Raw genomic sequence first — 26,902 nt, forward strand, 5'->3', positions numbered from 1 at the left:
CACACCCACACCGTCCGCCACCAACGTACGCATCCGGCGGCCAAGCGGAGAGATGGCGTCCGGCCATTGTTTGGCAGCCTCGACCCCCCTGCCTAACAATGCCCGACCCGGTGAAATCAGTGGTGTGGGCGGTACGGGGGCCGCGCACGACGGGGGAAAGGGCGGCACGACCGACCGCCACGGGGGAGTACGGCGGCACGGGGGACTTGCCGCCACGGGGGAAGGCCCTGCTGGCCGCGGGACGACCAGCAGGGCCCTTTCTCCTCCCCGCCCGTCAGAGCCGCTGGATGATCGTCCCGGTCGCCAGCCCGCCGCCCGCGCACATCGTCACCAGCGCGAACTCCTTGTCCGCACGCTCCAGTTCGTGCAGCGCGGTCGTGATGAGCCGCGCTCCGGTCGCGCCCACCGGGTGCCCGAGGGCGATGGCGCCGCCGTTGACGTTCACCTTCGCCAGGTCCTGGTCGAAGACCTGGGCCCAGCTCAGCACCACCGACGCGAAGGCCTCGTTGATCTCGACCAGGTCGATGTCCCTCAGCGTCATCCCGGCCTTCCCCAGCACGGCCTTGGTGGCGTCGATCGGCCCGTCGAGGTGGAAGTGGGGGTCGGAGCCGACCAGCGCCTGGGCGACGATCCGTGCCCTCGGCCGTAGTTTCAGCGCCCGCGCCATCCGCTTGGACGCCCACATGATCGCCGCCGCGCCGTCGCTGATCTGGGAGGAGTTGCCCGCCGTGTGGACGGCCGTCGGCATGATGGGCTTCAGCCGGGCCAGTGCCTCCATCGAGGTGTCGCGCAGCCCCTCGTCGTGGTCGACGAGCCGCCACATGCCCTGCCCGGCCCCCTGCTCCGCCTCGGTCGTCGGCACCTGGACGGCGAACGTCTCCTTCTTGAACCGCTCCTCGGCCCACGCGGCGGCGGCCCGCTCCTGGGAGAGCAGCCCGAGCGCGTCCACGTCCTGCCGGGTGAGCCCCCGGTGCCGCGCGATCCGTTCCGCCGCCTCGAACTGGTTGGGCAGGTCGACGTTCCACTCCTCCGGGAACGGTTTGCCCGGCCCGTGCTTGGACCCCGACCCGAGCGGCACCCGGGACATCGCCTCGACCCCGCAGCTGATCCCGACGTCGATGACCCCGGCCGCCACCATGTTGGCCACCATGTGCGACGCCTGCTGCGAGGAGCCGCACTGGCAGTCGACGGTGGTCGCGGCGGTCTCGTACGGCAGGCCCATGGTCAGCCAGGCCGTGCGCGCGGGGTTCATGGACTGTTCGCCGGCGTGGGTCACCGTGCCGCCGACGATCTGCTCGACGCAGTCGGCGGGGATGCCGGTGCGGCCGAGGAGTTCACGGTAGGTCTCGCCCAGGAGATAGGCGGGGTGCAGGTTGGCGAGCGCGCCGCCGCGCCTGCCGATGGGAGTGCGTACGGCTTCGACGATCACGGGTTCCGCGGCCATGGGGAATCCTCTCGACGGTTACCCGCGCGGCGCGGGGCGTCCCGGCCCGGCCCGCCACGCAGAACTAGTACGCGTTCTAGTTCTCTTGAGCAGTCTGCGGAGGGGCACTCCGGCACCGCAAGGGGCGTGCGGCAATTGGCAGCCGATTGAGGAGCCCGCACCCCTTGCTACTTCTAGAACCCGTTACTACCGTCACCGCAATTCCCTCTATCTGATGCTCCGTCAGGAGTTGCCGATGCCCTGTCCAGCGCTGCCCGACGGGTTCGACTTCACCGACCCCGACCTGCTGCACCACCGTGTCCCCCTCCCGGAGTTCGCCGAACTGCGCCGCACGGAACCGGTCCACTGGGTCCCGCAGGCACCCGGCATCGCGGGCTTCGCGGACGAGGGCTACTGGGCCGTCACCCGGCACGCGGACGTCAAGTACGTCTCCACGCACCCGGAGTTGTTCTCCTCGACGGTCAACACCGCGATCATCCGCTTCAACGAGCACATCGAGCGCGACGCCATCGACGCCCAGCGGCTGATCCTGCTGAACATGGACCCGCCCGAGCACACCCGGGTCCGCCAGATCGTGCAGCGCGTGTTCACCCCGCGGGCGATCCGCGCGCTGGAGGACAACCTGCGCCATCGCGCCCTCACCATCGCCCGCCAGGCCGTCTCCCGCCGCGGCCCCTTCGACTTCGTCACCGAGGTCGCCTGCGAACTCCCCCTCCAGGCCATCGCCGAGCTGATCGGCATCCCGCAGGAGGACCGCATCCGGATCTTCGAGTGGTCGAACCGGATGATCTCCTACGACGACCCGGAGTACGCCATCACCGAGGAGGTCGGCCAGCAGTCGGCGATGGAACTCATCGCCTACGCCATGAACATGGCCGCCGACCGCAAGCAATGTCCGGCGAAGGACATCGTCACCACGCTGGTGGCCGCCGAGGACGAAGGGAACCTCACCTCCGACGAGTTCGGCTTCTTCGTGCTGATGCTGGCGGTCGCGGGCAACGAGACGACCCGCAACGCCATCACCCACGGCATGCACGCCTTCCTCACCCACCTCGACCAGTGGGAGCTGTACAAGCGCGAGCGCCCCGCGACGGCTGCCGAGGAGATCGTCCGCTGGGCCGCCCCTGTCAACTCCTTCCAGCGCACCGCCACCCAGGACGTGGAACTCGGCGGCAGGCTCATCAAGAAGGGCGACCGCGTCGGCATCTTCTACGCCTCCGCCAACCACGACCCGGACGTCTTCGACCACCCCGACACCTTCGACATCACCCGCGACCCCAACCCCCACCTCGGGTTCGGCGGCGGAGGCCCGCACTTCTGCCTCGGCAAGTCCCTCGCGGTCCTGGAGATCGACCTGATCTTCAACGCGATCGCCGACGCGATGCCGGACCTCAGACTCGCCGGTGAACCCGACCGGCTGCGCTCGGCCTGGATCAACGGGGTGAAGCACCTCCAGGTCACCACCGGCTGAGGGCATCCGACCCCACCCCCGCACTCGGGCCGACGGCCTCCCGGCGCCGTCGGCCCGTCCCCGTCCCGGCCCGGTCGGCCCCGGTCAGCCCAGGGAAGCGGACAGCAGTGTCTCCAGGGCGACGCGGGCCTCCGCGACGCGGGAGCGCCACCGAGCGCCGCGCAGGGCCGTGATGTCCCATGCGGTGACCGGCTCGCCGCCGCTCACGCAGTAGCCGTAGACCTGGTGGGCCACCTGCTCGGTGAGCAGTTCGTCGTAGTGGAAGGAGCCCTCGAAGGCGGTCCAGGCGACGGCCCGCGCGCCCTCGCAGACCCGGCGGAGGACCGCCCGCGTGTAGGCGTGGAGATCGAGCGAGTCGTCCTCGAAGTCGAGGTCGTACGAGACGAGCCCGAGCCGCGCCACGGCCGGCGGCGGCTCCCTCAGCGGGAACGCCGACACGGCGTCGGGCACGAGCCCGGCGAGGTGGAAGGCCTCCTTCGGCAGGGGCGTCCAGCCGGCCCCCAGGACGAACACGTTCACCGAGACCGGCCCCCTCCAGCAGAGGGCCTCGCGCAGGGAGTCCACCGCCGTCACCCGCTCTTGCGCCGCCCGGCCGAGGTGAGCCCGCCGTCCGGCCGGGCTCCGTCGCGCGGTCCCCCGTCGTCCTCGCGGACCGTGTCCGTGCGGGGCCCGGTCAGGAGGTAGGTGAGGCCGAAGCCGGCGCCCACGACGGCCGCGCCGCCGACGGCGTCGAGGATCCAGTGGTTGCCGGTCGCGACGATCGCCAGGACCGTGAAGAAGGGATGCAGCAGACCGAGGACCTTCATCCACACCCTGGGGGCGACGATCGCGATCGTGAGCCCGCACCACAGGGACCAGCCGAAGTGCAGGGACGGCATCGCCGCGTACTGGTTGGTGAGTTCGGTCAGCTTGCCGTAGTCCGGCCGGGAGAAGTCCTGGACGCCGTGGATGGTGTCGATGATGCCGAGGCCGGGCATCAGCCGCGGCGGCGCCAGGGGGTAGAAGAAGAAACCGACGAGCGCGAGGACCGTGGTGAAGCCGATGGCCGTGCGGGCCCAGCGGTAGTCGGCGGGGCGGCGCCAGTAGAGGACGCCGAGGACGCTCAGCGGGACGACGAAGTGGAACGACGTGTAGTAGAAGTCGAAGAAGTCCCGCAGCCAGTCGATCCGGACCACGGCATGGTTGAACCAGTGCTCGATGTCGAGGAACAGGGCCTTCTCGGCGGAGAGGATCTGCCGGGCGTGCTCCTCGGCGGTGGCCCGGCTGGCGGTCGCCTCCAGGCGGGTGCGCTGGTAGGCCGCGTACGTGACGCGGATCAGCAGCAGTTCGAGGAGCAGGTTCGGCCGGGTGGCCACCCGGCGCAACAGCGGGGCCCAGCTGAAGCGGGTCTCCGCCCTCGGGGCGTACTCCGTGGGGATCGGCGCCCGGTAGTACTCCGAGGTGCGGGAGAGGAACGGCACGACGAGGGCGGCGGCGAGCGCGGCCAGCAGGACCACGTTGTCACGGGCCGGGTGCAGGACGTCCACGTTCGGGACCATCATCTTCGCCGGCAGGGTCATCACCAGGACGACCGCGACCGGCCACACGTACCGCGAGGACGCCTTCGTGCCGACCCGGCCGACGACCGCGAGCAGCACCCACAGCAGCTGGTGCTTCCAGGACGTCGGGGAGACGGCGACCACGACACAGCCGGTGATCGCGACGGCGAGCAGCAACTGTCCGTCGCGGGCGTAGTGGATGGCCCGCCGCGTACCGGCCACGGCGACGGCGACGGCCAGCGCGAAGAAGACGACGATCTCCAGCGGGCCTTCCAGTCCGAGCCGGAGCAGCGCGCCGTGCAGGGACTGGTTGGCGAGGTCGTCCGCCCGGCCGCCGAGGCCGACGCCCGCGAGGTGGTGCACCCAGTAGGTGAACGAGTCGTGCGGCATCGCCGCCCAGGCCAGCGCGGTGGCCCCGGCGAACGTGATCCCGGTGCTCGCGGCGGCTCGCCTGCGGCCGGTGAACCACAACAGCGGCACGAACAGCAGCACGGTCGGCTGGAAGGCCGCGGCGAGCCCTATGAAGGCCCCGCTGGTGCGCTCCCCCCGGACCGCGAAGCAGCCCGCCAGCACGAGCAGGACGGGGATGATGCTGGTCTGGCCCAGGTAGAGGGTGTTGCGCACCGGCAACGACAGCATCAGCAGGGTGACCGCGACGGGCGCCGCGAGCAGGGCGGTGCGGCGGGTGACGGGCTGGGGCAGGGCGCGGGCGGCGACCAGGCCGAGGGCGACGACCAGCAGGAGGGTGCCGAAGGTCCAGCCCCAGCCGAGGGCCTGTTCGGCCGTACGGGTGAGGGGCTTGAGGACGAGGCCGCCGAAGGGGGTGCCGGTGAACCGCGTCGAGTCGTAGAGCGAGCCGTTCACATGGAGGACGCCGCTGGGCCCGACCCAGGTCTCCAGGTCCGTCAGCCGCTCGCCCTTGGGCGAGTGGAGCACGACCGCGATCTGACGCACCGCCAGGATGCCGGCGACCAGCCACAGCACGGCCCGCAGGGCCCCCAGCCGCGCCGCCGTCGCACCCGTACCCGCGGCACCGCCCGGTCTGCTCTGCTCCGTCGCCACGCGCTGTCGTCCTCCCGCCCCGTCGACCGTCCCACCGAGAAGGCTCGCACTGTCCCGACGGTGAGACGCGGGCAACCCCGACTTCACCTGAGAGTCGCCCCTGTTTTGTCCGGATGACGATAGTGGGCGGAAGGCCGCCCGCCCGCTCAAGGGCACGACGCGGCCCGACGGATGCGCATCGCGGGCCCGCTGGTGACAGGCCACTGACAAACACCTGGAACCATGGCTCCGAGCGGTACGGCACGTCAGCGGGTGGCGAAAGGGCACGGGGGATGAAGGGTTTCGTACGGGGGCGCGCGCGTCCGGCACAGAGGGCGCGCGGGGGGCGCGACGTACGCGGACGGCTTGTGGTGGTCGTGCTGGCGCTGCTGGGGCTTCAGTTGGCGTCGCTCGTGGCACCGGCGTACGCCTGCGGCTGCGGCGCGATGGTGCCGGACGACGAGCGGAGCGTGCGGGTGAGCCGCGAGCGGTCCGTGGTGCGCTGGGACGGCCGCGAGGAACAGATCGTGATGAGTCTGACGGTCTCCGGCGACGCCCGGACGGCCGCGTGGATCATGCCGGTGCCGAACCGGGCGACGGTGGAGCTGGGCGACGCGGCCCTCTTCGACCAGCTCGACGAGGAGACCGCGCCCGTGTACGAGAGGCGTGAGTACTTCTGGCCACGCTCGGGCGACTGGCCGTTCGACATGTTCGAGGGCGACGGCATGACGGGGGACGCCGCGCCCGGCGCCCCGCGGTCCTCGGTGGACGTCGTCGGCCGTGAGCGGCTCGGCCCGTTCGACGTGGCCCGGCTGACCGCCACCGACTCCGGTGCGCTCGGCGACTGGCTGGACGAGAACGGCTTCCGGCTCCCGGACCGCCTGGACACGGCGCTGGAGCCGTACGTCCGGCAGCAGTGGGAGTACGTGGCGATCCGGCTGGCGCCGGAGGACCCGGCCGACGCCGCCCCGCTCTCCGGCACCCTCGACCCGCTCCACCTCACCTTCGCCAGCGACGAGCCGGTCTACCCGATGCGGCTCTCGCGCCTGGCCGCCACGCCGCAGGCGCTCGGCCTGTACGTGCTCGCCGAGCACCGGATGGAACCGGGCTCGGCGATCGGCGGGGACGAGCCGGAGGTGACGTTCGCCGGCCGTCTCGGCGCACCGGCCGGCACGCTCGGCGACCTGACCGAGGGCGGCACGGACTTCCTCACCGCCGTCGAGCAGGACTTCCCGCGGCCGGAGCGGATCTCCGGCGACCACACGCTGCGGCGGGCCGCGGCCGACGACACCTATCGAGAGGTCATCCACGTGGACGAGATGTGGACCGTATGGGGCATCCCCGGCTGGCTGCTGTCCTTCGGCATCGGCATGGCCGTGCTGGCGATCAAGGCGGTGGCCGTCGCGATCGTGCTCAGACGCAACACCAAGCGGCAACTGCCGCCCGTACCCCCGCCGGGCGCGGTCTTCATGCCGCCGGGCACCTACCCGCCGGGGACGCCGGGCGCCTACCCGCAGGGGGCCCCGGGCGCCTACCCGCCCGGGGCGCACATACCGCCGGGAGCTCCGGTGCCGCCCGGGGCTCCGATGCCGCCGGGGGCCCAGCCGCCGGCACCCGAGGCCCCGGCCGGCCCCAAGTCCGCACCGAACGGCTGAAACACGTCCGGTAACCGCTGACAGAGAGCATGCCCCGCGCCTATATTCATTAGCGCACCTACTTAGCTGTTCTAAGTAATTACCCGACGGAAGGCGCGGAGGCACAGCTTCATGAGCGAGTCACGGACCTGGGACGACGTCGACGCCTACTTCAGCACCCACCTCGCCCCGAACGACGAGGCCTTGGCGGCGGCACTGCGCGACAACGAGGCGGCCGGACTCCCGGCCATCGACGTCGCCGCCAACCAGGGCAAGTTCCTCCACCTCCTCGCCCTGATCCAGGGCGCCCGGCGCATCCTGGAGATCGGCACCCTGGGCGGCTACAGCACCATCTGGCTGGCCCGCGCGCTGCCCGCCGACGGCCGCCTGATCTCCCTGGAGTACAGCGCCCGGCACGCGGAGGTCGCGTGCCGCAACATCGCGCGCGCCGGCCTCGGCGGGCTCGTCGAGGTACGGGTCGGCCCCGCCCTGGAGTCGCTGCCCAAGCTGACCGACGAGAACCCCGAACCGTTCGACCTGGTCTTCATCGACGCGGACAAGGCCAACAACCCGCACTACGTGGAGTGGGCCCTCAAGCTCACCCGGGCCGGCAGCGTCATCGTCGTCGACAACGTCGTACGCGGCGGCCGGGTCGCCGACGCCGACAGCACAGAACCGGACGTCCGCGGGACCCGGGCCGCCATCGAACTCATCGCCACGCACCCGAGGTTGAGCGGCACGGCACTCCAGACCGTGGGCAGCAAGGGCTACGACGGCTTCGCGCTGGCCCGGGTGCTCGACTGAACCGCGGCCTGACGGCGCCGGAGGGTGCGAAGGCCCTCGGCGTCGTCAGGCCTCGTGGTAGAAGCCCACGTTGACGCTGCGGGGGCCCGTGCGGTCGTAGATGACGAGCTCACCGGAGCCGCCGTGCGGGAGCTTCGCGGTACCGCCGTACGGGAGCGGCGAGGGCTGGTGGCCGAGCAGGGTCAGCCGCACCTCGGAGGACGGGTCGGCGTGCGAGCCGCGCAGCCAGGTGACCTGCCAGCTCCCGTCGGGGGCGCACAGGAACTCCAGATGCACGCGGGAGACGAAGAGCCAGTCGTCCGGTGTCGCGAGCCGGCACACCGCCCGATCGCGGCCCACCCGGAGCACGCCGCCCGGCTCGCTGGGCGCGTCGGCCATCTGCATGCCGGCCGTCGCCCCGGCGTCCGCCTCGGAGACCGAGGCCATGGTGAGTTCGAGCACGTACCGCTCCTAACGGGTCAAACTCCGATTGTCGCTGCGCACGGCGCGTTTGGCGCGCCGCCGCCGCATGATAATTCGCCGGATCGTCCTGTTGTGCGGGCTCCGGCACAATGGACGCATGACCGAGCGAAAGCCCCCCGGTGTCAGCTTCGAGTCCTTCGTCGACAAACAGATTCGCGACGCCGAGGCGCGCGGCGACTTCAAGAGCCTCCCGGGCGTCGGCCGGCCCCTGGAGGGCGACGACACCACGTACGACGAGCTGTGGTGGATCAAGCGGAAGATGGCCCGTGAGGGCATGTCCGTCCTGCCCCCGACGCTGGCCCTGCGCAAGGAGGCCGAGGACGCTCTCGCGACCGCCGCCGAGGCCCCTTCCGAACGCGTCGTCCGCAAGATCCTCACCGAGATCAACGCCAAGATCCGCGACATGATGTTCAAGCCCCCACCGGGACCACCGCTCGGCCTGAAGCCGTACGACGTGGATGAGGTCGTACGCGAGTGGCGAGAGCGCCGGGAGGGACGGCAGAGCCAGGAGGGCTGAACCCGCCGCCCGGCCCCCCCGGCACCGGTGCGGCCGACCCGCTCCCCCGAAGCCCCCGGCGTCCCTATGCTGTGGGGCATCGGGGGAAGGGGTACGTGTGGACGCTGCTGCCGTCGGTGCTCGCCTGGCGTCGAGCGTGGTCGCTCCCCTGGTCAAGAAACTCTTCGTGCAGCAGGGCGCCGGCGCCGGTCTCGTCTCCCGGCCGGTGCGGGTCTCGGGCCTGGTGTCGTTCCGCGGCGAGAAGCGGACCCTCGGCGAGAAGGAACTCCAGAAGGTCGCGGCGGAGCTGGTCGCGCGTGCCGTCGGTTCGGCCGGCCCGGTCGAACGGCCGGTGGCCGTCGACGAGGAGGAGGCCGTCGCCACGGCGCTGGCCCGGACGCTGAGCGCGCTGGGCGACCTGGAGATGGACGACGTCCAGGCGGTGCAGCTCGGCCACCGGGCACTGGCCAGACGGCTGCGTGACGCGGACCCCCGGGTGACCTTCGACCTCTCCGACGACGCCGCCCGGCTGCACGACACCCTGGTGGACGTCGCCTGCCTGCACATCCTGCACTTCTTCACCCAGCGCTCGACGTTCGTCGCCCGCACCCTGGTCAGCCAGAGCAGCCGGCTCGCCGAGGCCGTCACCCGGATCGACCTCCTGCTGGAACGCACCCCCTCACGGATCGGCGAGGACGCCGCCTTCGAGGCGCGGTACGCGGCGTACGTCATCGAGAAGTACGGCACGCTCACGATCTACGGCATCGACTTCACCAACTCCCCGGCCCAGTGGCCGTTGGACACGGCATATCTCAGCCTGGAGCTGGGCGTCGGCGACGGCACCCGCCAGCTGCCGATCCGCGCCGATCACGTACTGGACGGACGTGACCGGGTCCTGCTGCGGGGCGTCGCGGGGTCCGGGAAGACCACCCTCGTGCAGTGGCTGGCGGTCACCGCCGCCCGGGGGACCACGCTCGACGGCCATCTGGCCTCCCTCGCCGGCCGGGTCCCGTTCGTGCTGGCGCTGCGGACCCTGACGCACTCCTGGCACGACCTGCCCACGCCCGGACGCTTCCTGACCGCCGCCCGCAATCCCCTCGCCGACGCCCAGCCCCACGGCTGGGCCGACCGGGTCCTGCGGGACGGGCGCGGCCTGCTCCTGGTCGACGGCATGGACGAAGTGCCGTCCACCGTCCGGGAGAAGGCCAAGGAGTGGCTGCGTGACCTGATCGCCGCCTACCCCGGCAACCTGTGGCTGATCACCTCCCGCCCCTCCGCGGTACGGGAACACTGGCTGGACGGCCAGGGGTTCACCGAGGGCTCCCTGGCGCCCATGAGCAAGGCCGACGTCAACCATTTCATCCGGCGCTGGCACTCGGCGGCCCGCGCCAGCGACACCTCCGACTGGGAGCTGCTGGACAGCTACGAGCAGTCGCTGATGGCGGCCGTGCGCACCAAGGGCGATCTGTCCCGGCTGGCCACCAACCCCCTGATGTGCGGCCTGATCTGCGCCCTGCACCGGGACCGCCGGGGTTTCCTGCCCCGGGCCCGCAAGGACCTGTACGACGCCGCCCTGTCGATGCTGCTCTCCCGCCGTGACATCGAACGGAACATGGGCCTCACCGACAGCATCGACCTCACCGAGGAACCGAAGACCCAACTGCTGCAGAAGCTCGCCTACAAGTTCCTGCTGAACGGCAAGTCGGAGATCGACAGCGACCAGGCGGAGCGGATCATCGCGCACACCCTGCCCTCGGTGTCCGCCGCCGCCAGCCAGGGCACGGCCCAACAGGTCTTCCGGCATCTGCTGCTGCGCAGCGGGGTGTTGCGCGAACCCGTGCCCGGCACGATCGACTTCGTCCACCGCACCTTCCAGGACTACCTGGGCGCCAAGGCGGCCGTGGAGGAGGGGGATCTGTCCCTGCTGGTGCTGCGCGCCACGGACAGCCAGTGGGAGGACGTCATCCGGATGGCCATCGCGCACGCGCGGCCCAAGGAGCGCGCGGTCCTGCTGAGCGAGCTCATCACGCGCGGCGACGTGGCCGTCCCCCGTCGGCGCACCCTGCTGCATCTGCTCGCCATGGTGTCGCTGGAGCACGCGACGGAACTCGAACCCTCGATCCGCGCCCGGGTGGAGGAGCGCGCCGCCCGGCTGATCCCGCCCAGGAACAACACCGAGGCGCAGGACCTGGCCCAGGTGGGTCCCGTGGTCCTCGAACTGCTCCCCGGCCCGGAGAACCAGGAGGCCGACACCGCCGTCCACACCGTACGGACGGCGACGCTGATCGGCGGCGACGCGGCGATCCCCGTCCTCGCCCGCTACACGGACCACCCCGACCCGGTCGTGCGCAGCCATGTCGCCCAGGCCTGGCACCGCTTCGACACCGAGCAGTACGCCAGCGAGGTCATCGCCCGGCTCCCCGGCGACGACATCTACTTCGAGATCGTCACCGAGGCCGAGCTCTCCGCGATCAGCCGCCTCGGCGGCCGGCCCCGGCTGCGGATCGGGGACGACCTCACCCCGGACGACCTGGTGAACGCCCTCGCCCCGGAGAGCCTCACCTGCCTGTGGCTGCGCGCCGACCGGACCCCCACCTGGGAGTGGCTCACCGCCTTCCCCCACCTGCACACCCTGCTGCTCGACCGCAGCTTCACCGCCGTGGACCTGTCGGCGCTGGCGGCCCACCCGACGCTGCGGACCGTGGGCATGGACCCCAGACAGCGCACGGTCGAAGGGGGTCGCCCCGACCCCCGCTTCGAGATCACGACCATCGTCTGACGGGGCGGCCCGAGGCCGACCACCCCTTCGTCCCGTCACCCCGTCCCGCACAGGAGACCGCGCCCCGGGGCACGACCCGGGGCGCGGTCTCGTCGTGTGCCGCTGTCGCCGTCAGAGGCGCAGCAGCCGTTCGGTCAGCTCACGGTAGTCGCGCAGGGCGAGGCGGAGCTGTTCGGTGTCGGTCGCGGTGGCGCGGTCGTCGGCGGTGGTCTCCCAGGAGTTGCGGAGGGTGCGGCGCCGCCGGGTCATCGCGTCGGTGAAGCGGGCCGTGACCTCCTCCAGGACGTGATCGGCCTCCTCGACGGCGGACCGGGGCCCGTCGACGAACCCGCCGACCGCGTGCTGCATCCGCAGCGTCAGCTTGTCGCTCTCGTCGTGGGACAGCAGAGGAGATCCGGCGGACCGGGAGCCATCCCCGTCGGAAGCCCTGGCGGCGTCCTCGCCCCGACCCCGGCCGGGCTCGTCGCGGACGCCCATCGTCCGGTGCTCGGTACGACCGCCGGTGCGGCCCTCCTCGTGGCCGGCCACCAGCGGAGCGCCGGTGCCGGTGCCGCCGATCGCGGAGCCGGTCGCCGAGCCGGTCGCGTCGGCCGCGCGGGTGCCCGCGGGGGTACCGCTCGCCCGCGTGCCGTCGCTCCTCGCGTCCGCTTCCCGCGTGTCACGCGGACCGCGTTCGCGGATGCCCTCGCCCCTCGTCACGTCGTCAGTCATCCCCCTCAACTCCCTTTCGCGTGGCGCCTGGCCGGCGCCCATGGCAGATGGGACCGGTGGCGGCCGTCGGCAGCCGCACCGTCGCGCCCGTCGCGTCGCACCGAGCCGTCGCGGTGGCCCGGGTGTCCGGCCGTGGCGTCACGGTCCGCCCGCGCGTCCCGGCGGTCCGGTGTCACCAGGTCCTCGAACAGGGCGCGGGCCTCGATCATGGCCTCGCGCAGGTCCTCGGTGCCGGTGCCGGGGGCGACGCCGTTGGCGTCACCCGCTCCCGCGCGCCCCTGTGCGGTGCCGTCGGTGGTGTGCGCCGCGAGGTGCACCCGGCGGTAGCCCTGCACATGGTGGGCGTGGTGGACGGAGAGCGCCTCCAACTGGGTCTCGTAGCGGCCCTCTTCCGGGAAGCCGCGGGCCGCGGCCACCTCGGAGAGCAGCCGGTCCGCCTCGGCGACCGCCTCACGGGGCGAGTCGACGAAGCGCTCCTGGGCGGCGGCCCAGCGCGACTCGTACCGTTCGCGCTCGGCGCTCGGCAGCGGCCGCTTCTCCAGCGAGCCGTGCCGCTTCACCCGCTCCGCGAGCTCCCGGGCAGCGGCCCGCTCGTCACCGTCGTGGCGGGCCACGGCCCGGTCGTACTCGGGTCCGAAACGCCGCTTCAGCGAACCGCCGCCACCCGCGCTCCTACGGGCGCGCAGGGTCAGGACGGCGGCCACCACGACCACGACCGCCACGATCACGATCAAAGCGATGATCAATCCTGTGGACATGAATGCCTTCCAGAGTCCTCGGCCCGGGCGTCTCGCCCCGTCGGGCCGTTTCGCACCGGGTTGCCCGAACCCGGTCGTTCAAACGGCAAGCGCGTGTCCGCGGGACGACGGCGTGACGCGGGACGGACGGCGGGACGCACGAAGGGACGGACGGGGCGACGGACGGGACGACGGCGTAAATCGTTTGCGAGCAGCCCGTCCCCGCTCCGGACAATGACCGCCATGACCCGTTCGACGCCCACGCCGACTTCGCCGCCCACCCCACCGACGCCCCCCGCCCCGCCGGCTCCCGCCCGCTGGTCCGTGGCCGCCGAGCCCTACGACTCCCCCGTCGCCGCGGCCCTCTGGCGGGCGTACTACACGGAGGTCAGCGACCGCTGGTATCTGCTGCACGAAGGTCATGTCACGGACCCGGACGAGCTGGAGCGGGAGATCGCGGCGGACACCGGGGAGTACCTCGCACCGCCGGACGGGGTGCTGCTGGTGGCACGGTACGAGGGCGAGCCGGTCGGCACGGCGGGGGTGCGGTTGGCGGACGCCACGACGGCCGAGCTGAAGCGGGTCTTCCTACGGACCGAGGCCCGGGGCAGGGGCGGCGCCGCGCTGCTCGTGGCCGCGGCCGAGGACGCGGCCCGCGCACTGGGCGCCGAGCGGATCGTGCTGGACACCCGGGGAGACCTGGTGGAGGCCCGGGCGCTCTACGCACGGCTCGGCTACGCGGAGAGCGCCCCGCACAACGACGAGGAGTTCGCGGACCACTGGTTCACGAAGGAACTGACGGCGAGGTGGGACTCGTAGGAGGTGTGGGCGGTGTGGGCGGTGTGTGGGAGCCGGAGGACGTCGGCCTGACGGTCTGTCGGCGGGTGATCGCCCCTTCGGCGTGCGGCCGTTCCTCGTCGGAGCCGCACAGCTCGGCGTTGAGTTCCTCGACGAGGCGGACGAGGTCGGTGGGCCGGTCGCGGCCCCACCAGTCACCGAGGAGTTCGGCGAGGGAGTCCTCGCGGGCCTTGGCGAGCCTGTCGGCGGCCTGACGGCCGGTGTCGGTGAGGACGAGGTCGATGCCGTCGCGACGGGCCAGACGCCGCTCCTCGACCTGCCGGGTCGCGGCCATGACCACGTCGAGCGGGACGGTGCTGCGCTCCGCGAGCACGGCGGGTTCGGCCCAGCCGTACCGCCGGATCCGCAGCAGCAGCCAGCTCGTGGCTGGCAGCAGGTCGTAACCGGCCCGTGCGGTGATCTTCCGGTAGATCTCCCGGCGGCCCTCCCGGGACCCGAGCACCGACAACGCCCGGCACACCTCGTCGTACGACGACCGCTCGACCGGGTTGCTGGCCAGCGTCTCGGTGGCGTCCGGCGCCGTCACGGACGCCCGCAGCCGGTCCTCGCGCAGGAACCAGGCGAGGACGAAGCCGAGGAGGGCGACCGGGGCCGCGTAGACGAAGACGTCCGTGATGGAGGAGGCGTACGCGTCGAGGACGGGCGGGCGCAGCGCGGCGGGGAGTTCGGCGATCTCGCGCGGGTCGGCCTTCAGCCCCTCCACCGTGACGCCGGAGGGCAGCGCGGCCCCGTCGAGCGCGTCGGTGAGCTTCTCGCCGAGGTGCCCGGCGAAGACCGTACCGAAGACGGCTACGCCGAACGAGGCGCCGATGGACCGGAAGAAGGTCGCGCCGGAGGTGGCGACGCCGAGGTCCTCGTAGGAGACGGCGTTCTGCACGATGAGGACGAGGACCTGCATGACGAGGCCGAGCCCGGCCCCGAAGACGAAGAGGTACGCGCTCATCTCACCGTCGCCGCTGTTCGCGTCCAACTGGTGCAGAAGCAGCAGTCCCAGCGTGGTGACGGCCGTGCCGGCGAGGGGGAACACCTTCCAGCGACCCGTACGGCTGACGATCTGTCCGGAGACCGTCGAGGACAACAGCAGCCCGAACACCATCGGCAGCATGTGCACGCCGGACATGGTCGGCGAGATGCCATGCACGACCTGCAGGAACGTCGGCAGGTAGGTCATCGCGCCGAACATCGCGAACCCGACGACGAAGCTGATCACGGCGGACAGGGTGAAGGTGCGGACGCGGAACAGCTTGAGCGGGAGGACGGGTTCGGCGGCCCGCCGCTCGGCGGCGACGAAGGCGGCGACCAGCAGCACGGCCAGCACGGAGAGGCCGATGATCTGCGGCGAGTTCCAGTCCCAGGTGGTGCCGCCGAGGGAGGCGACCAGGACCAGGCAGGTGGCCACGGAGGCGATCAGGAAGGTCCCGAGGTAGTCGATGACATGCCGCTCGGACCGGCGCGGGATGCGCAGCACGGCGGCGATGACGACCAGCGCGACCGCTCCGACGGGCAGGTTGACGTAGAACACCCAACGCCAGCTGAGGTGTTCGGTGAACAGGCCGCCCAGCAGCGGCCCGAGCACACTCGTCGCACCGAAGACCGCGCCGAACAGCCCCTGGTAGCGCCCGCGTTCGCGCGGCGGGACCAAGTCCCCGACGATGGCCATCGACAACACCATGAGTCCGCCGCCGCCGAGGCCCTGCAGCGCGCGGAACCCGATCAACTGGGGCATGTTCTGGGCCGCTCCACACAACGCCGACCCGATGAGAAAAATCACGATCGCCGTCTGGAACAGCCGCTTCCGGCCGTACTGGTCCCCCAGCTTGCCCCACAGCGGGGTGGCCGCCGTCGCCGCCAGCATGTACGCGGTGACCACCCACGACAGATGCTCCAGCCCGCCGAGGTCGCTCACGATCGTCGGCAGGGCCGTCGACACGATCGTCTGGTCCAACGCGGCCAGCAGCATCCCCAGCAGCAGGGCCCCGATGGAGACCATCACCCCACCGGGCACCCGCTCGGAGGTGGGAACGCCGTGACCACGGGGGCCGGGCGGGGGTGTGCGTCCGGCGGGGACGCCGACGGGGGTGCCGGCGGGGCCGGGCCCACGGGACGGCCCTTGCGTGGGCCCCTGCGTGGGCTCGTGCGCGGGCTCGCGACTGGTGTCGTCGGTCATGCGGACCTCCTGAGGACCCGAGAGCCTCGTACAGCGCCCTCAGTCTCCTCTCCTTCTTCCTCTTCCTCCATGTCCGTTCCATGGTGGTCGGTGTGACCGGTTATGGCCTGTCGAGGCTTTCCGGAACCCGTGATTCCCGGGGCGCCTGGGAGATTCTGTGTCGACCTTTTGCTTAAACTCTGGAGTCTTCGCGGGGAGGAACGACACGTGAGTGAACCGACCAGTCACATATGCCCGGAGTGCTTCACACCCCGGGCCTCGGACGGCACGCCGTCCTGCGCGTGCGGCCGCCGCGCGTCCGAGGCCCTGCTAGAGACCCGTTCGGCCGAGGCGGCGGCCGCGGAGGATTTCGACCCCCTCCGGATACGCCCTTACGTGGAACTGGGCGACGAGAACGACGTCCCCCCAGGCGCCTCGCAGCACTCCGACACCCCCGGAGCCCCCGTAGTCCCCGGCCCCGACCGGACGCCGACGATCGCGATGCCGACGACCACGGCGTCGACGACCACGGCGCCGATGACCACGGCGCCGGCGGCGACGACCGCGACCGCGCCGGGCGCGTCACCCGGACGGCGGTCCCTCTCCGGCCCCGCGACCTCGGCGGCGCCCGCGACCCCCTTCACCTCCGCCTTCTCCCCCTCCTCCGCCACCGCCGCACCCTCGGCAGGGCGTCCCCGGGGCCGGCGCCGTCGGCGTACGGGGCTGATGGTCGCCCTCGCCGGGACAGCCGCCGCCGGAGTGATGGCCGCCGCCGGGTTCGCGAGCGGGCTGTTCTCGTACGAGGCCCCCGAGCGGGACCGCGCGCTGCCCGACGACCTACGGGCGAGCGTGCCGGACACGTCACCCGACGGGGAGGCGTCGCCGGTCGAGCCGTCCGGAGAGGGCGGCGGGGGCGGGGTGGCCGCACCCGCGCCGACGAGCGGCGGCGCGGGGTCGCCGAGCCCCACGAAGAACCCGTCGCCCTCTCCGTCACCCTCGGAGCCGTCGGGCCCGCCGTCGCCGTCCGTGTCGCCGGCCCCCGAGCAGAGCGCGCCGAGCGCGGGCGCCTCCACGGGCTCCTCGGCCGCCGGCGCGAACGAGGCGGACGACAGCCGACTGGTGGTCCCCAAGACGCTCCGCCTCGGCGACGACGACCCCGAGGTCACCGAACTCCAGCTCCGGCTGCGCCAGTTGGGCATCTACACCGGTGACATCGACCAGAACTTCGACGAACAGGTCGAACAGGCCGTCCTCGTCTACCAGAACACCCGCGGCATCACGAAGGACAAGGAGGAGCCGGGCGTCTACGGCCTGGTGACCCGGCAGCGCCTGGAGTCCGAGACGAAGGAGCCGTGACCGACGGGGGTCGGCCGGTGCTGCCTCGTCGTGCGTGATGCAGGATGAGGTCATGAGCATCGTCAAGATCAACGTCCTCACGGTTCCGGCCGAGCAGCGCGAGACGCTGGAGAAGCGGTTCGCTTCCCGCGCCGGGGTGGTCGAGAGCTCCGACGGCTTCGAGTGGTTCGAGCTCCTGCGCCCCGTCGACGGCACCGACAACTACCTCGTCTACACCCGCTGGCGCGACGAGGCTGCCTTCCAGGCGTGGATGGAGGGCCCCATGAAGCAGGCCCACCAGGGGGGCGGCGACCGCCCGAAGCCGGCCGCCGCCGACTCCTCCGTCTGGACCTTCGAGGTCCTCCAGCAGACGGGCCCGAAGACCGACTCCTGATCCCGTCAGACTCCCCCCCACGCGAAGGCCCCCGCCCACACAGCCGCCACCCGGGCGGGGGAACCGCCCCCTCAGGACGAGGGCTCGACCCGCCGGGAGGACCGCACGGGGCGGGGTCGGCGAGAAACCGGAACCGCCGGCCCCATACCGCATGCGCCCGCCGGGCGCCCGTCAGGCGTCACCGCGACCGCCAGGCCCGCCGCGGGCACCACGGTCTCGTCACCGACCTGCTCGCCCGTTCTCGGCCAGGTCCGCACCCGCCCGCCGTCCCCGACCCATGAGCCACAGGCCCCGGGACACCGATCAGGGCGCCTGGTGGAAGGGGACGGGGATGCCGTTGGCCTTGAGGGCCGTCGTGTAGCGAGCCAACAGCTCATCGAGGCCGGAGAGGACGAGCGCCGCGGTCTCTCGCGCTTCGACGATGTCGCCCTGGTCGCAGGCTTCCACGATTCCGGCGACGTCGGCGCGGAGAATCGACAGGGAATCTCCCTGGATCAGCACGCCCGGAAACCTGCGCGGGGGCAGGCGGACGACCGCGTCGTTACCTGGATCCGTGAACAGCTCGGCCTCGATGCGTTCCATCCAGTCATCCCACCCCAACTCGACGCCGTTGTCCGGCGTAAGCACTGCGGCTGCGCGACCGGAAGCCATAAGTACCCACCTTTTTGTGGGTACTTGGCGGCCGGGCGGTGTCGGACGATCCTTGTGGTGAGGGAGCGGCCGACGGGGCGCACCACCGAGCGGGGACGGAAGACGAGACGATGACCAGACGATGACGTGACAGCGAGGCTACGACGATGACGTCGCCGGCTGCGAGGCTCCGCTGAGTGTCTCCAGGCGTCGGTGCCCCCAGTCCGACAAGGGCCCCAGCGCCTCGGAGAGTTCGCGGCCGAACGGGGTCAGGGAGTAGACGGTCTTCAGTGGCAGCACATCGTGCACCTCCCGGTGCACGAGCCCGTCCGTCTCCATCTCGCGAAGCGCCTGCGTCAGCACCTTCTCGCTGAGCCCAGGCAGCAGCCGGCGCAGCTCACCCGGACGGTGCGGGCCGGACTCCAGCAGCCAGAGCAACGACGTCTTCCACTTCCCCTCGATCACGGCGATCGCCGCGGTCACCCCGCACACACTCGCGTCCTGGGCACGCCTGCGCCTCATTCCCGCTCCCCCAGCCCCATCAGTCGCGATTCCACGAACTGACCCATTCTCCACAGGAGTTACCGAGTCATGCCCGCACACACCGAACAGCACACGGCCACCACCCCCGCCCCGTCCGGCGCGGCCGGCGGCACCACCCCCGCTCCCACCGTCACCGTACTCGGCCTGGGCCCGATGGGCCGGGCCCTCGCCGGCGCCTTCCTGGACGCCGGGCTGCGGACCACGGTCTGGAACCGTACGCCGGGCCGGGACGGGGAACTGGTGGCGCGCGGCGCGATCGGCGCCGGGTCTGCCGCGGAGGCGGTGGCCGCGAGCCCGCTGACCGTCGTCTGCGTGGTCAACTACGACGCCTCGGACGCGATACTGCGCACCCCGGCGGTCACCGAGGCCCTCAAGGGCCGCACGGTGGTCAATCTGACCGCCGACACCCCGCGCCGGGCCCGGGACACCGCCGCGTGGGCGGCCGAGCACGGCGTCGGTTACCTGGACGGGGCGATCATGACGCCGACGCCCACCATCGGCACCCCGGACGGCGTGTTCCTCTACAGCGGCGACACGGAGCTGCACCGCGCCCACCGGCCCGTACTGGACGCGCTGGGCGGCACCCACACGCACCTGGGGGAGGACATCGGCCGGGCGGCCACGTACGACGTCGCGCTGCTCGACCTCTTCTGGACCGCGATCGCCGGTTACACCCATGCCCTGGCGCTGGCCCGGGCGGAGGGTGTCAGCGCACAGGAGTTGACCCCGTTCGCCCAGGGGATCGCCGCGATCCTGCCGCCGCTCTTCGAAGAGGGCGCGAAGGAGGTCGACAGCGGCCGGCACTCGGGCGAGGGCAACCCGCTCACCTCGGCGTTGTCGACCATGACCCACATCGTCGAGGTCTCCGAGTCCCATGGCATCGACGCGAGCGTCATGCGGTCGGCCGAAGGCTTCGTCCGCCGCGCCATCGCCCAGGGCCACGGCACCGACGGCTTCACCAGACTGACGGAGGTACTCGACGACCGCCGCTGACACCGAAAGCCTCAATCGACCCCAGGGCGCGACCAACTACACCGACTACACCGACTACACCGACTACACCGACTACACCGACTACAGGGCTACACCGACCGCAGGGCGCGCCCGACGACGCCCACCACCCCCACAGCGCCCCCACGCACCTCAACCCACCGTGAGCCGGATCAGACCATCCGCTGCGACCTCTACCCGCAGCGTGGTCAGGTCCGGCACCACGACGTCCGGCCCATGGGACCGGGCCCGCTCCCCGACCCCCACGACCCGCATCCCCGCGGCGCGCCCGGCCCGGATCCCCGCCTCGGAGTCCTCGAACACGACGCAGTCCTCGGGCGCGACGCCCAGTTCGGCGGCACCCTTCAGAAAGCCCTCGGGGTCCGGCTTGCTCGCGCCGACGGACTCGGCGGTGATGCGCACCTCGGGCAGCGCCAGCCCGGCCGCGCCCATCCGTGCCGTGGACAGCGCGACATCCGCCGAGGTCACGAGGGCGTGCGGCACACCGCCGGCGACGAGGGAGGCGAGGAACTCGGGCGCGCCGGGTATCGGGACGACGCCGTCCACGTCGGCGGTCTCCTCGGCCAGCATCCGCGCGTTGTCCGCGAGGTTCTGCTCCATGGGCCGGTCCGGCAGCAGGACGGCCATCGTGGCGTACCCCTGGCGGCCGTGGACCACCTTCATGATCTCGGTGCCGTCCAGCCCGTTCCGCTCGGCCCAGCGCCGCCAGACGCGTTCGACGGCGGCGTCCGAGTTGACGAGGGTGCCGTCCATGTCCAGCAGGAGGGCGCGGGCGGTCAGAACGGTCGTGGCCGTCATCAGCAGCTCCAAGGCGCGAAAAAGGGGGCCGCGGACGGGGACGCACCCGGCGAGGCGGCCCGGAGGGAACAAGGCGGCCCCGCCCACCGGTCAGGGAATGCGGGCGGGAGCCACTTTGTTCCCTCACGGTACAAAACAATCCGGGCCCCCGCCACCCCCTCACCCATTCGGCCCACTCATCCCGCCACGGCCTCCCACAGGCTCCACACACCGAGGCCCAGCATCAGCACGGCGGCGATCCGCGTGATCAGCGCCAGTGGAACCCGCTTCATCAGGGCCTTGCCGCCGACGATGCCGAGCCCCGCCACGGCCCACAGGGCGAGGACCGCCCCGAGCCCCACGGAGAGAGGGTCGTCGTACCGGGCCGCGAGATTCGCCGTCATGATCTGGGTGAGGTCACCGAACTCGGCGACCAGGATGAGCATGAATCCGGCCCCCGAGACCTTCCAGAAACTCTGGTCCTCGGGCCTGCGGATCTCCGCGTCGCCGTCGGCCCCGTCCTTCGCCCTCAGGAGTACCGCCGCACCGCCCAGGAACAGCACGCCGGTGAGCGCGTGCACGATCTGCTGCGGCAGCAGCGTGAGGACGCTGCCCGCGGCCACCGCGAGCGTGACGTGCACGGCGAAGGCGGCGGCGACTCCGGCGAAGACGTACGAGGCGCGGTAGCGCGTGCCGAGGACGAGGCCGGCGAGGGCGGTCTTGTCGGGGAGTTCTGCGAGAAAGACGACGCCGAAGACGAGCGCCGTGACGCTGAAGCTGATCAAGGTTCCTCAATCGGTCGGGCCACCCCACCGAGAGAGATCATCCGCTGACGCGACACCTCGGCACGGCAGCACACGGTCGGCCCGCGCCGGACGGCACGGACGATGCACTGCTTGCCGAAGGTCTCGCTGGCAGGGCCCCGGTCAACGGGACCCGCCTCCGGGCGCCGGCTCAGACGAGCTGAGCAGTATGTCGACGGTCCGGCGAAGAGCTACTCCCCTTCTGCGCGGTCCATGGTACGCCGAGGCGCAGGAGGCCTCGGGGGCGGGTGATCGTACGGCGGGTGCGGTGGGCGGGCGGGACTTCCCGCACGGGGCGGGTCGCGGCCCCCGGCCACAGACCCACCGCCGAAAAGCCCGGGGCGCAGCCCCTGCTTTTCAGGGGCGCGGGGAACTGCGCGAGAAGCCCCACCCACCCGCGCCCGCCACCCCACCCCGAAGACGCCCGGCCACAATCACGACCGCACCCCTTGTCGTGTCATGCCCACGTCATTAACTTCTCACCCTACGCACATCCGCCGGTAACACCACGACGCGACCCTTCAATCGCCGCTCCCCAACACCCCCGGCCCCACAAGGAGTTCACATGCGCAGGTTCTACGCGCGTCGACGAGTCAGCATACTCGCGGCGCTCAGCGGATTGATAGCCTCCGCCGCGCTCTTCAACGCTCCCACCGCCTCCGCCGCACTCCCCACCCCCATCAGCGCCACCACCGCCCGCTCCTACCTCGCCACCCTCACCGTGGCGACGGAGGACCGCACCGGGTACAACCGGGACCTGTTCAACCACTGGATCACCATCAGCGGCACCTGCAACACCCGCGAGACGGTCCTCAAGCGCGACGGTACGAACGTCGTCACCGACTCCGCCTGCGCCTCCACCAGCGGCAGCTGGTACTCCCCGTACGACGGCGCCACCTGGACACTCGCCTCCGACCTGGACATCGACCACCTCGTACCGCTGGCCGAGGCCTGGGACTCCGGCGCCGACGGCTGGAGCAGCGCCACCCGTCAGGCCTTCGCCAACGACCTCACCCGCCCGCAGCTCATCGCGGTCACCGACAACGTGAACCAGTCGAAGGGCGACCAGGACCCCGCCACCTGGATGCCGTCGCGCACGGCCTACCGCTGCACGTACGTCCGTGCCTGGGTCCAGGTGAAGTACTACTACGACCTCTCGGTCGACTCCGCCGAGAAGAGCGCCCTCACCATCTACCTGGCAAGCTGCTGACACACGCGCGAGAAACGAGAAAGTGGTCCGGAACCTCCCCGTTCCCCTCCGTCGTTCCGTACCGTACGGGGCGACGGAGGAGGGTGAGCCGAAGGGGCGCGCCCGCAGGTGAACCCGGCAGAGAAGGAGTGAGTGATCGCTCATGGCGGGGCTACGTCTGGGACCACTGCTGAGATACGTGGACGGCTCGTCGGCGACCGTCTGGGTCGAGACGAGCCGTCCCTGCGTCGCCGAGGTGCGCTGCGCGGGCGGCGGGCGCGGCGAGGCCCCCACCTTCCAGATCGCCGGCCATCACTACGCACTGGTTTCGGTGACGGGACTCGCGCCGGGCACGGTCTCGGCGTACGAGGTGCTCCTCGACGGCACGCCCGTGTGGCCCCTCCCCGACTCCCCCCACCCGCCCTCCGAGATCCGCACCCCCGCCGAGGACGACACCGTCCGGGTCGCCTTCGGCTCCTGCCGCTGGGCCGCACCACCCGCCGGGGAGCCGGACCCGGTGGGCCCGGACGCCCTGGACACGCTGGCCGCCCGCCTGGTCGCCGAACCTGGCACGGAGCGCCCCGACGTCCTCCTGCTCCTCGGCGACCAGGTGTACGCGGACGAGACCTCCGACGCCACCCGCCGCTGGCTCACCGCGCGCCGCGATCTCGCGGACCCGCCCGGGGACCAGGTGGCGGACTACGAGGAATACACCCACCTCTACTACGAGTCCTGGCTCGACCCCGAGATCCGCTGGCTGCTCTCCACCGTCCCCAGCTGCATGATCTTCGACGACCACGACGTCGTCGACGACTGGAACACCAGCGAGGCCTGGCTCGCCGACATGCGGGCCACCCCCTGGTGGCGCGAGCGGATCCTGAGCGGCCTGATGTCGTACTGGGTCTACCAGCATCTCGGCAATCTCTCACCCGCCGAACTGGCCACCGACCCGGTGCACGCCGCCGTACGCGCCACCCCGGACGGTACGGACGCGCTGCGTGCCCACGCCGCCGAGGCCGACCGGGACCCCGCCTCGGTCCGCTGGAGCTACCGGCGGGACTTCGGCCGGGTACGGGTGCTGATGCTCGACTCACGGGCGGCCCGGGTCCTCGACGAGGGCAACCGCTCGATGCTGAACCCCGGCGAGGCGCGGTGGCTGCGGGAGCAGGCGCTGGACGCGCGCGGCTCGTACGACCATCTCCTCATCGGCACCTCCCTGCCCTGGCTCCTGCCCCACCTCGTGCACGACGCCGAGACCTGGAGCGCCGCGCTGTGCAGGGGCGAGCGCGGGGAGCGCTGGGCACGGTTCGGGGAGAAGCTGCGCCAGGGCGCCGATCTGGAGCACTGGGCGGCCTTCCCCGACTCCTTCGAGGCCCTGACCCGGCTGATCGCCGAGACGGGCAGTGGCGCCGACGCCCCGGCGACCGTGCTGGTGCTCTCCGGGGACGTGCACCACGCCTACATCGCCGAACCGTCGTGGCCGGAGAGCGAGTCGGGCGGCCCCGGGAGCCCTGACGCCCGCGTCCTCCAGCTGACCTGCTCCCCCGTGCACAACTCCATCCCGCTCTCCATCAAGCTCGGCTTCCGCTTCGGCTGGAGCGGGACGGGACAGGTGCTCGGCCGGTGGTTCGGACGGCACGGGCGGGGCGCGCGGCCGTCCATCGACTGGCGCAGGACGGGCGGCCCCTGGTTCGGCAACCACCTCATGACGCTGACGCTGCACGGCCGTTCGGCACGGCTGCGGCTGGACCGCGCACGTGCCCGCAGGGGCGGCAAGGCCCGCCTCGAAACGGCGTCGGAGTCAGTACTCACCCCCTAATCCACCCATTGCGCACGGTTGTTGCCCCTGTTGTCCGAGATGCTCGTGAGGCATCCCACACCCGGCGCTCCCGTTGAGCCCCAGGGCTCCGTTCCCGTCGCGTACGACGGCATGATGAGGCGGACCGTCCGCTTACCGGCGGGCGGTCCGCCGCACCGCGCCCCACGATGCGCCCCACACGCACGGGAGTTACCCCTTTGTCCGAACGGCCAGGGATCAGTGACATCGGCATCGCCCTCGTCGGAGCCGGCCCGCGCGGCACCAGCGTCCTGGAACGCCTCTGCGCCTCCGCCCCCGAACTGCTCCGCCCCGGCACCCGTCTGACCGTTCATGTCGTCGACCCCGCGCCGCCGGGCCCCGGCCAGGTCTGGCGCACCGACCAGTCCCCCCACCTGCTGATGAACACCGTGGCTTCGCAGGTCACCCTCTTCACCGACCACAGCGTGGACTGCTCGGGCCCGATACGCCCGGGCCCGAGCCTGTACGAGTGGGCGAGCGCGGGGGCGGCCGAACCGGACGGGGCGGGGGAGCTGAGCGGGGTGGGGCCCGACGACTATCCGACGCGGGCCCAGTACGGCCGTTATCTGGAGTGGGTCTTCGCCGAGGTGGTGCGCGGCGCGCCGCCCGGGATCCGGGTCGAGGTCCACGGCACCCGTGCGATCCGCCTCGAAGACGCCCCCGACGGCCGCCAGCGGCTCACGCTCGCCACCGGCCGTGTCCTCACCGGCCTCGCCGCCGTGGTCCTCACCCAGGGCCACCTTCCCACCCTCCCCGACCAGGCCGAACGGGACCTGACCGCGTACGCCGCCCGCCACGGCCTGCGCCACTTCCCGCCCGCCAACCCGGCCGACCTCGACCTCTCCTCCATCGCCTCCGGTGAACCCGTTCTCCTGCGCGGTCTCGGTCTCAACTTCTTCGACCACATGGCCCTGTTGACGACCGGGCGGGGCGGGGTCTTCGTATACGACGCCGAGCAGGGGGGCCTGCGGTACGAGTCGTCCGGCCACGAGCCCCGTCTGTACGCCGGCTCCCGGCGAGGCGTCCCGTACCAGGCACGCGGCGACAACGCCAAGGGCCCCTACGGCCGCCACACCCCGCTCGTCCTGACCCCCGAGGTCATCGCGGCGTTCCGCAAGCGCGCGGACTCCGGCGAGGCGCCGGACTTCCTGACGGAGATATGGCCCCTGGTCGCGAAGGAGGTCGAAACGGTCTACTACGAGAGCCTGTTGGCCCCGCCGCCCCATCCGTCGGCACCCGCCCGCGTCGGCGAGCGCGGCGGTGGGCGCGGTGGTGGGCGCGGCGGTGCGCACGGTGAGGCGCGGGCCGATTCGGTGTACGGGCCGTTTCCCGTGCCCTCCTGCGATCTCCTCGGCGGAGCCGCCGCCTTCCGCGACCGTTTCCTCGCCGTACCCCACCGCTCGCCGCAAGAGGCCGCCGTTCTCGACGAGTTCGGGATCGCCGAGGCGGACCGCTGGTCGTGGGAACGGGTCTCGCGGCCGTACGCGGGGCGCGAGTTCACGGACACGGCGGACTGGCGGGCCTGGCTGCTGGCGTATCTGCGGGCGGACGCCGCACAGGCCGCGCTCGGCAATGTCGCGGGTCCGGTGAAGGCCGCGCTGGACGTGCTGCGGGACCTGCGGAACGAGCTGCGGCTGATCGTGGACCACGGCGGACTGGCGGGCGCGTCACGCAGGGAGCATCTGGACCGCTGGTACACGCCCCTGAACGCGTTCCTGTCGATCGGCCCGCCCCGCAGCCGCATCGAGGAGATGTCCGCGCTGATCGAGGCGGGTGTCCTGACCGTACTGGGCCCCCGACTCCAGACGCGCCCGGAGGGCGGGGCCTGGCTGGCGCACTCGCCCGACGTACCGGGGTCGACGGTCCGTGTGACGACGGTCGTCGAGGCGCGTCTCCCGGAGCCGGACCTGCGCAGGACGGGCGACGAACTGCTCGCCGACCTGTTGGCGACGGGGGCCTGTCGTCCGCACCGGGTGGACGGTTACGAGACGGGAGGGCTGGACGTGACCCCCCGGCCGTATTACCTGATAGACCGTCACAATGCGGTGCACACACGGCGGTTCGCGTTCGGCGTGCCGACGGAGGGCGTGCACTGGGTCACGGCGGCGGGTGCCCGGCCAGGAGTGGATTCGGTCACTCTTTCGGACGCGGACGCCGTGGCGCGAGCGGCTCTACGTGCGACGACACCTGCGAAAGCCCCTCAAGCGCAGGTAAAGAGCTGGCCAGATGTTGAACTTGCAAGCATCGATTAGGTCTGCCTAA

The 26,902-nt window shown here is 71.9% G+C and carries 24 protein-coding genes; 12 read left to right on the forward strand and 12 right to left on the reverse strand.

Annotation, left to right across the window (positions count from 1 at the left end; translation table 11 throughout):
- Nucleotides 1–274: 274 nt before the first annotated feature.
- Nucleotides 275–1,444: a steroid 3-ketoacyl-CoA thiolase gene (locus RM704_RS28025; RefSeq protein ID WP_033527326.1), complete on the reverse strand. Its 1,170-nt coding sequence runs from the start codon at nt 1,442–1,444 to the stop codon at nt 275–277.
- 235 nt (nt 1,445–1,679) lie between these two features.
- Here RM704_RS28025 and RM704_RS28030 point away from each other — a divergent pair, with 235 nt between their 5' ends.
- The gene (locus tag RM704_RS28030) at nt 1,680–2,915 is read left to right on the forward strand and encodes a cytochrome P450 (RefSeq protein WP_033527325.1); all 1,236 of its coding nucleotides are present in this window, start codon (nt 1,680–1,682) and stop codon (nt 2,913–2,915) included.
- An 84-nt stretch (nt 2,916–2,999) separates the two neighbouring features.
- Here RM704_RS28030 and RM704_RS28035 read toward each other — a convergent pair whose 3' ends face one another.
- The gene (locus RM704_RS28035; protein ID WP_157856693.1) at nt 3,000–3,479 is read right to left on the reverse strand and encodes a hypothetical protein; all 480 of its coding nucleotides are present in this window, start codon (nt 3,477–3,479) and stop codon (nt 3,000–3,002) included.
- A gap of 5 nt (nt 3,480–3,484) precedes the next feature.
- The gene (locus RM704_RS28040; RefSeq protein WP_033527323.1) at nt 3,485–5,515 is read right to left on the reverse strand and encodes a bifunctional glycosyltransferase 87/phosphatase PAP2 family protein; all 2,031 of its coding nucleotides are present in this window, start codon (nt 5,513–5,515) and stop codon (nt 3,485–3,487) included.
- Between the two features lie 272 nt (nt 5,516–5,787).
- Between RM704_RS28040 and RM704_RS28045 the strand changes: the two genes are divergently transcribed.
- Together RM704_RS28045 and RM704_RS28050 are read left to right on the forward strand one after the other, a co-directional pair.
- On the forward strand, nt 5,788–7,149 hold the full coding sequence (locus RM704_RS28045) for a DUF2330 domain-containing protein (protein WP_078937115.1): 1,362 nt from the start codon (nt 5,788–5,790) through the stop codon (nt 7,147–7,149).
- A gap of 111 nt (nt 7,150–7,260) precedes the next feature.
- A complete protein-coding gene (locus RM704_RS28050) occupies nt 7,261–7,932 on the forward strand; it encodes an O-methyltransferase (RefSeq protein ID WP_033527321.1) in 672 nt (223 codons plus the stop codon).
- Nucleotides 7,933–7,977: 45 nt separating this feature from the next.
- On the opposite strand, the gene RM704_RS28055 is transcribed toward RM704_RS28050, so the two are convergent.
- Nucleotides 7,978–8,373: an FHA domain-containing protein gene (locus tag RM704_RS28055; RefSeq protein ID WP_033527320.1), complete on the reverse strand. Its 396-nt coding sequence runs from the start codon at nt 8,371–8,373 to the stop codon at nt 7,978–7,980.
- A 118-nt stretch (nt 8,374–8,491) separates the two neighbouring features.
- On the opposite strand from RM704_RS28055, the gene RM704_RS28060 reads away from it, so the two are divergent.
- Nucleotides 8,492–8,911: a DnaJ family domain-containing protein gene (locus tag RM704_RS28060; protein WP_033527319.1), complete on the forward strand. Its 420-nt coding sequence runs from the start codon at nt 8,492–8,494 to the stop codon at nt 8,909–8,911.
- 97 nt (nt 8,912–9,008) lie between these two features.
- On the forward strand, nt 9,009–11,669 hold the full coding sequence (locus RM704_RS28065) for an NACHT domain-containing protein (RefSeq protein WP_078937114.1): 2,661 nt from the start codon (nt 9,009–9,011) through the stop codon (nt 11,667–11,669).
- A 111-nt stretch (nt 11,670–11,780) separates the two neighbouring features.
- Here RM704_RS28065 and RM704_RS28070 read toward each other — a convergent pair whose 3' ends face one another.
- Nucleotides 11,781–12,380 carry a hypothetical protein gene (locus tag RM704_RS28070; RefSeq protein WP_033527318.1) on the reverse strand — a complete coding sequence of 200 codons (600 nt, stop codon included), beginning with the start codon at nt 12,378–12,380 and terminating at the stop codon, nt 11,781–11,783.
- A 5-nt stretch (nt 12,381–12,385) separates the two neighbouring features.
- Nucleotides 12,386–13,138: a hypothetical protein gene (locus tag RM704_RS28075; protein WP_033527317.1), complete on the reverse strand. Its 753-nt coding sequence runs from the start codon at nt 13,136–13,138 to the stop codon at nt 12,386–12,388.
- A 222-nt stretch (nt 13,139–13,360) separates the two neighbouring features.
- Between RM704_RS28075 and RM704_RS28080 the strand changes: the two genes are divergently transcribed.
- The gene (locus RM704_RS28080) at nt 13,361–13,936 is read left to right on the forward strand and encodes a GNAT family N-acetyltransferase (protein ID WP_107072287.1); all 576 of its coding nucleotides are present in this window, start codon (nt 13,361–13,363) and stop codon (nt 13,934–13,936) included.
- On the opposite strand, the gene RM704_RS28085 is transcribed toward RM704_RS28080, so the two are convergent.
- On the reverse strand, nt 13,902–16,142 hold the full coding sequence (locus RM704_RS28085; RefSeq protein WP_033527315.1) for an MDR family MFS transporter: 2,241 nt from the start codon (nt 16,140–16,142) through the stop codon (nt 13,902–13,904). The two genes, RM704_RS28080 and RM704_RS28085, sit on opposite strands and share 35 nt — an antisense overlap.
- A gap of 371 nt (nt 16,143–16,513) precedes the next feature.
- Nucleotides 16,514–17,251 (reverse strand): hypothetical protein, encoded by a 738-nt coding sequence (locus RM704_RS28090; protein WP_311591348.1) that lies wholly within the window; start codon nt 17,249–17,251, stop codon nt 16,514–16,516.
- Here RM704_RS28090 and RM704_RS28095 point away from each other — a divergent pair.
- Nucleotides 17,241–17,477 carry a peptidoglycan-binding domain-containing protein gene (locus RM704_RS28095; protein WP_311591349.1) on the forward strand — a complete coding sequence of 79 codons (237 nt, stop codon included), beginning with the start codon at nt 17,241–17,243 and terminating at the stop codon, nt 17,475–17,477. The two genes, RM704_RS28090 and RM704_RS28095, sit on opposite strands and share 11 nt — an antisense overlap.
- A gap of 52 nt (nt 17,478–17,529) precedes the next feature.
- The gene (locus tag RM704_RS28100) at nt 17,530–17,850 is read left to right on the forward strand and encodes an antibiotic biosynthesis monooxygenase family protein (protein WP_033527313.1); all 321 of its coding nucleotides are present in this window, start codon (nt 17,530–17,532) and stop codon (nt 17,848–17,850) included.
- Between the two features lie 303 nt (nt 17,851–18,153).
- On the opposite strand, the gene RM704_RS28105 is transcribed toward RM704_RS28100, so the two are convergent.
- On the reverse strand, nt 18,154–18,501 hold the full coding sequence (locus RM704_RS28105) for a DUF6959 family protein (RefSeq protein ID WP_311591350.1): 348 nt from the start codon (nt 18,499–18,501) through the stop codon (nt 18,154–18,156).
- Between the two features lie 138 nt (nt 18,502–18,639).
- Nucleotides 18,640–19,002 (reverse strand): winged helix-turn-helix transcriptional regulator, encoded by a 363-nt coding sequence (locus tag RM704_RS28110; RefSeq protein ID WP_033527312.1) that lies wholly within the window; start codon nt 19,000–19,002, stop codon nt 18,640–18,642.
- A gap of 69 nt (nt 19,003–19,071) precedes the next feature.
- On the opposite strand from RM704_RS28110, the gene RM704_RS28115 reads away from it, so the two are divergent.
- Nucleotides 19,072–20,016 (forward strand): NAD(P)-dependent oxidoreductase, encoded by a 945-nt coding sequence (locus tag RM704_RS28115; RefSeq protein ID WP_033527311.1) that lies wholly within the window; start codon nt 19,072–19,074, stop codon nt 20,014–20,016.
- A gap of 150 nt (nt 20,017–20,166) precedes the next feature.
- Here the strand turns inward: RM704_RS28115 and RM704_RS28120 are convergent, their stop codons facing one another.
- Together RM704_RS28120 and RM704_RS28125 are read right to left on the reverse strand one after the other, a co-directional pair.
- A complete protein-coding gene (locus RM704_RS28120) occupies nt 20,167–20,832 on the reverse strand; it encodes an HAD family hydrolase (protein WP_033527310.1) in 666 nt (221 codons plus the stop codon).
- A 176-nt stretch (nt 20,833–21,008) separates the two neighbouring features.
- Entirely contained in the window at nt 21,009–21,596 is a 588-nt protein-coding gene (locus RM704_RS28125) for a TMEM165/GDT1 family protein (protein ID WP_033527309.1), read from the reverse strand.
- 583 nt (nt 21,597–22,179) lie between these two features.
- Between RM704_RS28125 and RM704_RS28130 the strand changes: the two genes are divergently transcribed.
- The 3 genes from RM704_RS28130 to RM704_RS28140 all read left to right on the forward strand — a co-directional run bounded on the left by RM704_RS28130 (nt 22,180) and on the right by RM704_RS28140 (nt 26,892).
- Entirely contained in the window at nt 22,180–22,824 is a 645-nt protein-coding gene (locus RM704_RS28130) for an HNH endonuclease family protein (RefSeq protein ID WP_033527308.1), read from the forward strand.
- Between the two features lie 142 nt (nt 22,825–22,966).
- Nucleotides 22,967–24,622, forward strand: coding sequence for an alkaline phosphatase D family protein (locus RM704_RS28135; RefSeq protein ID WP_033527307.1), 1,656 nt, complete (start codon nt 22,967–22,969; stop codon nt 24,620–24,622).
- A 167-nt stretch (nt 24,623–24,789) separates the two neighbouring features.
- Nucleotides 24,790–26,892 (forward strand): FAD/NAD(P)-binding protein, encoded by a 2,103-nt coding sequence (locus RM704_RS28140; protein WP_052146017.1) that lies wholly within the window; start codon nt 24,790–24,792, stop codon nt 26,890–26,892.
- The last annotated feature ends 10 nt before the right edge of the window (nt 26,893–26,902 follow it).

The sequence above is a fragment of the Streptomyces gottesmaniae genome (assembly GCF_031845845.1).
In the GTDB taxonomy this organism is placed as follows: Bacteria; Actinomycetota; Actinomycetes; order Streptomycetales; family Streptomycetaceae; genus Streptomyces; species Streptomyces akebiae.

Coding starts and splice junctions, on each gene's coding strand:
- RM704_RS28025 (WP_033527326.1), bottom strand. CDS start 1,444: ATGGCCGCGGAACCCGTGATCGTCGAAGCCGTACGCACTCCCATCGGC.
- RM704_RS28030 (WP_033527325.1), top strand. CDS start 1,680: ATGCCCTGTCCAGCGCTGCCCGACGGGTTCGACTTCACCGACCCCGAC.
- RM704_RS28045 (WP_078937115.1), top strand. CDS start 5,788: ATGAAGGGTTTCGTACGGGGGCGCGCGCGTCCGGCACAGAGGGCGCGC.
- RM704_RS28050 (WP_033527321.1), top strand. CDS start 7,261: ATGAGCGAGTCACGGACCTGGGACGACGTCGACGCCTACTTCAGCACC.
- RM704_RS28060 (WP_033527319.1), top strand. CDS start 8,492: ATGACCGAGCGAAAGCCCCCCGGTGTCAGCTTCGAGTCCTTCGTCGAC.
- RM704_RS28070 (WP_033527318.1), bottom strand. CDS start 12,380: ATGACTGACGACGTGACGAGGGGCGAGGGCATCCGCGAACGCGGTCCG.
- RM704_RS28075 (WP_033527317.1), bottom strand. CDS start 13,138: ATGTCCACAGGATTGATCATCGCTTTGATCGTGATCGTGGCGGTCGTG.
- RM704_RS28080 (WP_107072287.1), top strand. CDS start 13,361: ATGACCCGTTCGACGCCCACGCCGACTTCGCCGCCCACCCCACCGACG.
- RM704_RS28085 (WP_033527315.1), bottom strand. CDS start 16,142: ATGACCGACGACACCAGTCGCGAGCCCGCGCACGAGCCCACGCAGGGG.
- RM704_RS28100 (WP_033527313.1), top strand. CDS start 17,530: ATGAGCATCGTCAAGATCAACGTCCTCACGGTTCCGGCCGAGCAGCGC.
- RM704_RS28105 (WP_311591350.1), bottom strand. CDS start 18,501: ATGGCTTCCGGTCGCGCAGCCGCAGTGCTTACGCCGGACAACGGCGTC.
- RM704_RS28110 (WP_033527312.1), bottom strand. CDS start 19,002: ATGAGGCGCAGGCGTGCCCAGGACGCGAGTGTGTGCGGGGTGACCGCG.
- RM704_RS28115 (WP_033527311.1), top strand. CDS start 19,072: ATGCCCGCACACACCGAACAGCACACGGCCACCACCCCCGCCCCGTCC.
- RM704_RS28120 (WP_033527310.1), bottom strand. CDS start 20,832: ATGACGGCCACGACCGTTCTGACCGCCCGCGCCCTCCTGCTGGACATG.
- RM704_RS28130 (WP_033527308.1), top strand. CDS start 22,180: ATGCGCAGGTTCTACGCGCGTCGACGAGTCAGCATACTCGCGGCGCTC.
- RM704_RS28135 (WP_033527307.1), top strand. CDS start 22,967: ATGGCGGGGCTACGTCTGGGACCACTGCTGAGATACGTGGACGGCTCG.
- RM704_RS28140 (WP_052146017.1), top strand. CDS start 24,790: ATGCGCCCCACACGCACGGGAGTTACCCCTTTGTCCGAACGGCCAGGG.